The 2560-nt window shown below is 50.0% G+C and carries 1 rRNA gene; it reads left to right on the top strand.

Annotation, left to right across the window (positions count from 1 at the left end):
* Positions 1–2558, top strand: a 23S ribosomal RNA gene (locus CLCHR_RS24110); the annotation flags it as partial.
* Positions 2559–2560 lie beyond the last annotated feature (2 nt).

Here is a 2560-nt window from a genome sequence, read left to right as displayed (position 1 = left end):
TAGGGGGTAATAGTCCCGTAAGTGAAAACTATGATAATCAGTTCTGCACCAGAGTACCACGAGACACGTGAAACCTTGTGGGAAGCAGGGAGGACCACCTCCCAAGGCTAAATACTACCTGATGACCGATAGTGAAGCAGTACCGTGAGGGAAAGGTGAAAAGAACCCCGGGAGGGGAGTGAAATAGAACCTGAAACCATGTGCCTACAACCGATCAAAGCACCTTATGTGTGTGATGATGTGCTTTTTGTAGAACGAGCCAACGAGTTACGGTATGTAGCAAGGTTAAGTACTTAAGGTACGGAGCCGAAGGGAAACCGAGTCTTAATAGGGCGACTAGTTGCATGCTGTAGACCCGAAACCGGGTGACCTATCCATGGCCAGGTTGAAGCGAGGGTAAAACCTCGTGGAGGACCGAACCACGTTGCTGTTGAAAAAGCATGGGATGAGCTGTGGATAGCGGAGAAATTCCAATCGAACTCGGATATAGCTGGTTCTCCTCGAAATAGCTTTAGGGCTAGCGTCGGAAAATGTGAGTAGTGGAGGTAGAGCACTGAATAGGCTAGGGGGCATAGCGCTTACCGAACCTTATCAAACTCCGAATGCCATATACTATCAGTCCGGCAGTCAGACTGTGAAAGATAAGTTCCATGGTCAAAAGGGAAACAGCCCAGATCGTCAGCTAAGGTCCCAAAGTGTAAGTTAAGTGGAAAAGGATGTGGGATTTCTAAGACAACTAGGATGTTGGCTTAGAAGCAGCCACTCATTAAAAGAGTGCGTAATAGCTCACTAGTCAAGAGATCCTGCGCCGAAAATGTCCGGGGCTCAAACTTACCACCGAAGCTACGGGTTCACAATTTATTGTGAGCGGTAGAGGAGCGTCGTAATCGGGCTGAAGTCGTACCGTAAGGAGCGGTGGACTGATTACGAGTGAGAATGTTGGCATTAGTAGCGAGATGTAGGCGAGAATCCTACAGGCCGAATATCTAAGGTTTCCTGAGTAAAGTTTGTCTTCTCAGGGTTAGTCGGGACCTAAGGCGAGGCCGAAAGGCGTAGTCGATGGACAATTGGTTGATATTCCAATACCACTATAATCGTTATTATCGATGGTGTGACGGAGAAGGATAGGATGTGCCAGCTATTGGATGCTGGTCTAAGCGTTAAGGGAGTCAGAGTAGGCAAATCCGCTCTGGCAATTCTGAGGCGTGATGGGGAAGGTTCTACGGAACCGAAGTATCTGATTTCATGCTTCCAAGAAAAGCATCTAGAGAGAGAAGTAGTGCCCGTACCGCAAACCGACACAGGTAGATGAGGAGAGAATCCTAAGGCCGACGGAAGAATTGCAGTTAAGGAACTAGGCAAATTGACCCCGTAACTTCGGGAGAAGGGGTGCCTGAGAAATCAGGCCGCAGAGAATAGGCACAAGCAACTGTTTAACAAAAACACAGGTCTCTGCTAAAGCGAAAGCTGATGTATAGGGGCTGACGCCTGCCCGGTGCTGGAAGGTTAAGGGGAACACTTAGTGGTAACGCGAAGGTGTGAACTTAAGCCCCAGTAAACGGCGGCCGTAACTATAACGGTCCTAAGGTAGCGAAATTCCTTGTCAGGTAAGTTCTGACCCGCACGAATGGCGTAATGACTTGTGCACTGTCTCAACTGCAAATCCGGCGAAGTTGTAGTGCGAGTGAAGATGCTCGCTACCCGCGATTGGACGGAAAGACCCCGTAGAGCTTTACTGTAGCTTAGCATTGAATTTCGGTATTGTCTGTACAGGATAGGTGGGAGACTGGGAAACTAGGGCGTCAGCCTTAGTGGAGTCGTTGTTGGGATACCACCCTGATAGTATTGAAGTTCTAACTGGATGCCATGAAACTGGTGACAGGACATTGTTAGGTGGGCAGTTTGACTGGGGCGGTCGCCTCCTAAAATGTAACGGAGGCGCCCAAAGGTTCCCTCAGAACGGTCGGAAATCGTTCGAAGAGTGCAAAGGCAGAAGGGAGCCTGACTGCGACACCTACAAGTGGAGCAGGGACGAAAGTCGGGCTTAGTGATCCGGTGGTACCTCGTGGGAGGGCCATCGCTCAACGGATAAAAGCTACCTCGGGGATAACAGGCTGATCTCCCCCAAGAGTTCACATCGACGGGGAGGTTTGGCACCTCGATGTCGGCTCGTCGCATCCTGGGGCTGAAGTAGGTCCCAAGGGTTGGGCTGTTCGCCCATTAAAGCGGCACGCGAGCTGGGTTCAGAACGTCGTGAGACAGTTCGGTCCCTATCCGTCGCGGGCGTAGGAAATTTGAGAGGAGCTGTCCTTAGTACGAGAGGACCGGGATGGACTGACCTATGGTGTACCAGTTGTTTCGCCAGAAGCATAGCTGGGTAGCTAAGTCGGGAAGGGATAAACGCTGAAAGCATCTAAGTGTGAAGCCCACCTCAAGATTAGATTTCCCATAGCGTAAGCTAGTAAGACCCCTTGAAGACTACAAGGTTGATAGGTCAGAGGTGTAAGTATGGTAACATATTTAGCTGACTGATACTAATAGGTCGAGGGCTTGACCAATA

It is taken from the genome of Clostridium chromiireducens, from assembly GCF_002029255.1.
GTDB lineage: Bacteria > Bacillota > Clostridia > Clostridiales > Clostridiaceae > Clostridium > Clostridium chromiireducens.
This window is presented reverse-complemented; position numbering and strand designations above follow the sequence as displayed.